Consider the following 7,368-nt stretch of genomic DNA (forward strand, 5'->3'; position numbering starts at 1 on the left):
GAAAGTATCTTTTCCATTAAGTTCAGTTGTCATATAGACTTCATCTTTATCAACAGCAAAGTTTACTATTGAACGCTGCTTAAATCTAAATAATTTTTCATTGGGAGATCTAGTATGTTTATATTGATAGATAGCGTTCTTATAATCCTGACCTGTATCCTGATTTTTTAATTCCATTGTTATGATAGGTAAACCATTTAGGAAAAGCACAACATCAATTCTTTTCTTATCCTGATAATTTAGTTCATCGATCACGGAGAAGATGTTCTGATTGTACAGTTTATTTAGTTTTTCATTAAAGTCTGTCGGAGGCTTAAAATATGCTAAGTCCAATTTCTTACCATAATCTTTAATACCATGTTTGATAACATCAATCATACTTCTCCTGGCTAGCTCTTCATTTAACCTCTTAACTATTTTCTGTTTATACTCAGCTCCATAAATATTTTTTAGTTCCTTCATGGTCTTTGACTGAGTTGTTTCCAGGAATTCAAATAACATTTCTGTATCTAAAGCATGATATTTGTCATAGTTTAAGTTACTACTCTCAAGATAATTATTCTCATTAATCAGATATTCTTTAATCAACTGCTGAAAGGCGTTCTCTTTTAGTTTCGCTGGAGTAATTGTGCTCAGCAAGTTCTTCTCCCCCTTCTAATTCATAATCTCGTAAGTCTATCTTTCCAGTAACAGCCTCAAAGATTAGAGATCTTTTATATTTTTTATATTTTTCTGTGGATTGTTTGGTTTTATTGATGAGGTTGTTTATTTGTGTTGTTTTTTGATCAAGATAGTTTGCTATTTTTTCTTGACTACTTTTTTTGAAATAAGGAATTTTAATATCTCCCACAATTGTAGTGTTTAAATTGATTTGAGTTCCATGCTTACCTAAACCCCTATATGGTTGTTCACTTTTAAAGATATAAAATAGAAATTTTTTATTTTCGTTATATTCAGGAAAATACACAAACCCATCATGGATGCAGCATTTGATTTTTGTTATAATAGGCTTACCAACTGTAGCAGCAATACTTAGGAATATATCTCCTTCATCCATCTTCACACTCTTAGATGCACCTAGCTTAGATAGAGTCTGTTCTGTTTCTAATAAGTAATCATCAGATCTAGTTACATCAGAAATTCTTACCCAGGAATATTTCCCATTATCATCAAAGTATATTGGGTTATCAATTGGTCTTGGTGAAGCTCCTCTTTTTATCTGGGTCAACCTCTTTATTTTTACTGCATCAATAAATTTAGGTATTTCGCCTATCCATTCAATCCCACTATCTTTCATCTTTATCTCATCAACTAATTCTCCATCTTCATTGATGTATTTATCTCCTAATTTGCCTTTAGTAACAGCTTCAGTTATAACTGACTTTTTATATTTTTCTAGATGGTCTATAAGAATTTCTTTTTTGTTTATTATCTCATCTATTTCAGCTGTTTTTTTGTCGAGAAATGATGCTATTTTTTGTTGTTCACTTTTGGAAGGTAAAGGAGATTCAATCTCTAAATATCTTTTTGTATCTAAATTTTGAATACCTGTAGTTTGATTAATTACTTTTAGAATTTCTCTTTTTTGATAAATAGAAATATTCACATGCTTTAAATAATCAGTTTTTATATATTCTTTTCTTGGCTCTATCTTAGCCATGAAATTAGCATAAATGGCTGGTTTTTCAGATTTATATTGTGCAACAAATCCAACAGGTTGTTTATCACCACCACCAGATTTTTCAAGTAATAAGTCATCCTTTTCTAATAATAGTTCTTCTCTACTTGATTTATCTAAATTCCTAATGGTGAATTCTTGATCTTCAACTATATTTTTCTCTCTATTATAATCAGCAACTCTTACACAATATATATCATCACTATTGTTTTGAGCTTCTTCTCCCCATTTTCCATTTTGAATATTCTTGGTTAAGGTTCTAAATCTTTCAACATCCCACTCATTAGGAATCGTACCTATCCATTCAACACCACTATCCTTATACTCATCATATCTCTTATATTCTCTCATCATAACCACTACCCTAAAACTTTCTGCATAATCTCATTGATTTCTGCTTCCAGCTTTTCTATATCTTCTTTAATCTCATGAGAAGGCTCTAACTCTTCAAACTCGTAAAAATATCTGGTAAAAGGAATCTCATACCCAACTCTGGTATAAGAGTAATCAACCCAGGCTTCTGGCACATGTGGCTTAACTTCATTTTCAAAATAAGCTGTAATATTATCTTTTTCTTTCTCCACAAAATCAGAATAATCCTGTTTATATTCTTCTACTTTATGACTGAAGGGAATTCTCTCATAATCACGAAGATCTGTATCTGATTCTATCTTACCTCGCTTTTTGCAGTAATCAGCATTTTCATCTCTTTTGGCAAGTCCATTTCTTACAGCTTTCATTAAGGACCGCTTTAAATCTAAATCACCTAAAATATCTTTCAGTACTTCTTTAAATTCTTTTCTGTTTTTCCAGACTTTTTTCTGATCAGTATGTTCTCTCAATCTATTTAAAATTTTCTCCTGTAATTTCTTTCCTTCTTCAAGTTTTTCAAGTTTCTTTTTATCCTTAGACTTAAACTCAGGTGCTTCAGATAATTTCTTCAGCTTTTTATATTTTTCTTCATCAAATAATTTGGAGAAAGTATTTTCAGCATAAATATTTTCAATTCTCTCTTCAGTAATTTTGAAGTTTAATTTAAGTGGTCTTTCAATTCGAACTTTAAGATAACCAAATTCCTCTTTATTAAATATTTTAGAGTATTCATTTTCCTGGAAAGCACCATAGATTTCAGTTATTCTATTTATCTGCTGCTTAGAAATTTTGTTTCTTTTGGCACCCAAAGATTTTCTCATTTTTTTATAAAAACTAGTGGCATCAACCAGCTGAATCTTATCTTTTCTAACTGGTCCTTTTTCTAAATCATCATTTTTTCTGTTGGATAAAACCCAGATATAAGTAGCGATCCCAGTGTTGTAAAATAATTCTTCTGGCAGAGCAATAATACCCTCCAATAAATCATTCTCTATTATCCAGCGTCTGATTTCACTCTCACCGCTATTGGCATCACCAGTAAAGAGAGGAGAACCATTAAAGATAATAGCCATTCTACTACCTTTTTTATCAGTCTTCATCTTAGAAAGCATGTGCTGCAGGAAGAGAAGAGATCCATCAGAAGTTCTTGGTGTACCAGCACCAAATCTACCATCAAAGCCCTGATTCTTGTGCTCTTTTTTTACTTCCTTGCTGTCTTTCCTCCAGCTGACACCAAAGGGAGGATTCATTAAACCATATCTAACCCGTAAACCTTTATGTAAATCATTGGTTAAAGAGTTTCCTAAAGCAATGTTATCAGCATTTTCTCCTTCACCTTTAATCAACATATCTGCTTTACAGATAGCATAGGACTGATCATTAATCTCCTGACCATATAAGGCAACCTCAGCATTAGGATTCATCTCGTGAATGTAGTTCTCAGCTACTGAAAGCATACCACCAGTTCCGCAGGCAAAATCTCCTATAGTAGAAATATTACCTGGATTAGTCAGCTCATCTTCTTCACCATTAAAAATAATATTGACCATTAATTCTATTACTTCTCGTGGTGTATAGTGATCACCAGCTTCAGCATTTTCAGAAAATCTTCTAATTAATTCTTCAAATATGTAACCCATTTCCTGATTGGATACTTTCTCAGGATGTAAATCTAATTTATTAAACTCTTTAACCACGAGAAAGAGCAGATTATTTGAGTTAAGTTTAGTTATCTCTTTATCAAAATCAAAGTTTTCCATAATCTCTCTAATGTTAGCACTAAAACCTCTGATATATGCTCTTAAATTTTCTGCTATATTATCTGGATCATCAAGCAGTTTTTCAAAATCATATTTACTTTTGTTGTGAAATTTAAATCCTGCTGCTGCATTCAACAGTTCAGGGATATCTACTTCCTTTGCTTTCTCTAAAACTTTGTCTTTAGTCGGTTCTAAAATGCAGTCGAAGCGTCTTAAAACTGAAAGAGGTAGTATTATGTCTCCATATTTTTCTGGTTTGTATGGACCTCTTAATAAATTTGCTATATTCCAAATGAAATTTACTTTTTCTCCAAAATTGTTCATTATATTAATTGCCTCCCGTTTAAAATTAACATTTAATTTATTTCTATAACTAAATCATTTTAGATTAGTTTGCTATAATTATTCTAGCTTTAAGGACTAACAACGTATTGTCATAGATAATTAAATCACTCAAAAACTTCTATGACTACTGATTCAGGAATCCACATATAATCAATTCCCTCATCATTAATGGGAAACTCAAAATAATACCAGTTACCATCTAAGTCTGTCTTGTATTGATCACTGCCCTCTAATCCTTCCAGCCATTGTTCTTCTGCAATAACTAACTCATCTTCATCATTAACAAAATCTTTTGGAAAACCTTCTCTAATTATCTTCAATTTATATTCATCTTCTGGGAAATTAAAGCCACTTTCTCTATATGACTTTGCTGTATAATGATTTCCAACTTGATAATTTATGCTCATTTATCTCAACTCCTAGTAAAGATTATTAATAATAATAGTATGTATATTCCCATTGATAACTTTCAAAATCAACCATAACAATAAAATTAAATTATTTGTAACAAAGCCCGCAATTAAGTTCTTTAAATATAGTGCCCAGGTTTTTTACAGATCATCAAACATGAAATGGTTTCTAGTTACTTCAGTCACGAGAAAAACCTTTTATCTTGTTTTATAAAAAACCAATATAAGATACTAGACTATTACTTAGAATAAGTTTATATGCCAATAAAAAGCTTTTTTTCGGGATGAAGAAGAAACTGTCTCTTAGCATAAGATTTCTACGAAATATTATCATTCATAACTAATATACATCCAACTTATATAGTATTGAAAAATGTATCTCCTCGAATATTCCTGGGTTTTTATTGGAGGTCAGCAAAATTTTAAATCACATGTTATACTCTGTGCGGATTCACAAATCTATAGTTCTTCTAAAATTGAGTTTTCATATTTCAATTCTTTAATACTTTCTAAAATGTTAATAATAGTATCTGGTATAATGTCATGAGGTGATTGACCTGATTCGACAGCTTCTTTTAATTTTGTTGCTATAAATCTATTTTTCAAAGGCTTTCCCGTTGGTCCTAATGATTCAGTTGCTTCATCAATTAATGAGTCATAATTAAAGTAAGTTATTTCTTTTTGTATAGTTTTTTCAAGATTATCTTCTAGAACTGCATGGGTTGCTTCAATTTCTGTTTCAACTTCATCAATACTACTTTTTTCATTATCTACTAATTTTAATAACTCTAGAGTCTTTTCTTTTGTTGCACTATCATTATTATTCTTATCACCATCAAACCATAAAAAAGTTGGTATTTTAAACCCATTAAATATTCTTAAAAGACGATCCATTTGTCCCTTACCATCAGCATGAATTACAGAGACATTATTCTTATCTAAATTATAGTCTACAGTATCTGCCACAATTGGTAACAAATATTGTTCTGAAGGACCTTCAACAATAACTACTTTATTAGCAAAAAATCCTTCATTGATCATAGGATTAAATACATGAGAATATTGTTCACGTATACCTATTTCACTAGCAGAAACTCCTTTTCTTACTTTTAAATCATCTTTTAATTGTTTAATAAGAAGTTGGGTAGGATTACTAAAAGTTTTTCTTTGTTTTGTTTTTTTACGCATTATACAAATTTCATCAAAAAAACTAATATTAACAAATAAACTTGAATGAGTAGTATATATAACCTGATCTTTGCCACTTGCAATTTCTCTGATTACTGACATAAGAGTTCTTTGAGCTTGTGGATGCAAATATAATTCTGGCTCTTCAATTGCAAATAAAACACTTTTTTCAGATGCTTTTTCACCAGCCGTTTGCAAGTTCGCAAATTCAGAATATGCTCTTAAAATTGTAAAGATCATTGCTCTTTGTAGACCGTGTCCTTTTGTTTCGATGGCAGTTCTAATACCATCATTTGCATATAATTTTGCTCCACCAAATACATCATTTATTTTGGGCATATCCATTTCTATCTCAACGTCACAATCCATTATTTCATCAAGAAGTTTATTTAATTTAGTTTCAATACTTTTAATCTCTTCTATTCTTTCATCATTTTCGCCTCTATTTAATATACTTTCAATTTCTGATAATTTGGTAGATATTAATTTTTTTCTTTCTTCAGATATTTTTTCTAAAACCGAATTTATTAATTGTCCAAACGGATTAGTTTTTGCAACCTTAGTTTCATCAGTTATATCTCTAACTGCAGGTATGTATATAAATTCTGGCAATGAACCTTTTAGTACTCCAGAGTAACCTTTAGGATTACTTACCTTAACTTCTTTCCACTTAATTTCTTCATCATGATCTTTTATAAAGTCTTTTGCTGCTTCTTTCCAATCACCAACATTTGGTTTAGTCGTACCAATATAATCAATAAAATTTAACTCATTAGTTTTAAGTTCTTCTTTATTTTTCCACCATTTTGTAATAGATTTACCATTAATTTTATTCTTTTGCAACCATTCAATTTCTGGAACTTTTAATATTGCGTAGTTATTGAAAATGTAACTTCCTTCACTTTGTTTTACTACTTCTTTTTCAATAATTAGTTTTTTATCATTCATCCATGGTTTAAATTGATCAATTTCCCAAGGCGTTAAATTAGAAAATGAAATTAATATTTTAATAGGATTTGAAGTTTTATGATCATAGAAACATTCATCATCAACATATTTTGTGGATGATTCAAAAAACAATTGTAAAGCTTTAAGAATATTAGATTTCCCACTATTATTTTGTCCAACAAGTGCCAATATACCTTGTGGATTAATTTCAATACTCTTTAAAGAACGATAATTTTTAATAATTATATTTTCTATTTTCATGATATCCTCCTCTTAGCATAGCAAATAACTCTTCTGGGATTTGCTCTCGTATCTGATTCCCTCAGGACATGGTTCGTATCCGTGATTGTTTATCATACAAGCTTTATGACAGGAGTCATGACAACAATCTCATTTTAGGCGAAGTTACAATGTTTTATATAATATTTATTAGTGTTTAACAATAATAACTGATGTATTATCTTTATTGTCTAGATCATTCTTGAACTCAACTTCATCTCTTATATTCCCTAAATCATATATTAAAAATATCAGATTATTATATTTCTTTTTATATGACTGTATATCAGCATTTATCTCATCTACCAATCTTTTGCTTTTGTTTTTGTTTTTACAAAATTTTAATTCTATTGCTATTTATGCACCCGCTACACTGGTTGTAGCATTG

Annotated in this window: 6 protein-coding genes; all 6 read right to left on the reverse strand. The window is 30.1% G+C overall.

Annotated elements, in window-relative coordinates; genetic code table 11:
- On the reverse strand, window positions 1–639 hold a 639-nt coding region (locus CI949_RS14230; protein WP_290767499.1), incomplete at its 3' end, for a type I restriction endonuclease.
- Window positions 581–2,032 (reverse strand): restriction endonuclease subunit S, encoded by a 1,452-nt coding sequence (locus CI949_RS14235; RefSeq protein ID WP_290767501.1) that lies wholly within the window; start codon window positions 2,030–2,032, stop codon window positions 581–583. The genes CI949_RS14235 and CI949_RS14230, both read right to left, overlap by 59 nt.
- A 5-nt stretch (window positions 2,033–2,037) precedes the next feature.
- Window positions 2,038–4,134 carry a class I SAM-dependent DNA methyltransferase gene (locus CI949_RS14240; RefSeq protein WP_108137534.1) on the reverse strand — a complete coding sequence of 699 codons (2,097 nt, stop codon included), beginning with the start codon at window positions 4,132–4,134 and terminating at the stop codon, window positions 2,038–2,040.
- 125 nt (window positions 4,135–4,259) lie between these two features.
- Window positions 4,260–4,562 (reverse strand): hypothetical protein, encoded by a 303-nt coding sequence (locus tag CI949_RS14245; protein ID WP_108137532.1) that lies wholly within the window; start codon window positions 4,560–4,562, stop codon window positions 4,260–4,262.
- A gap of 462 nt (window positions 4,563–5,024) precedes the next feature.
- Window positions 5,025–6,962, reverse strand: coding sequence for an ATP-dependent endonuclease (locus tag CI949_RS14250; protein WP_290767504.1), 1,938 nt, complete (start codon window positions 6,960–6,962; stop codon window positions 5,025–5,027).
- 168 nt (window positions 6,963–7,130) lie between these two features.
- Window positions 7,131–7,337 carry a hypothetical protein gene (locus CI949_RS20980; protein ID WP_365941706.1) on the reverse strand — a complete coding sequence of 69 codons (207 nt, stop codon included), beginning with the start codon at window positions 7,335–7,337 and terminating at the stop codon, window positions 7,131–7,133.
- Between the last annotated feature and the right edge of the window lie 31 nt (window positions 7,338–7,368).

It is taken from the genome of Halanaerobium sp., from assembly GCF_003070835.1.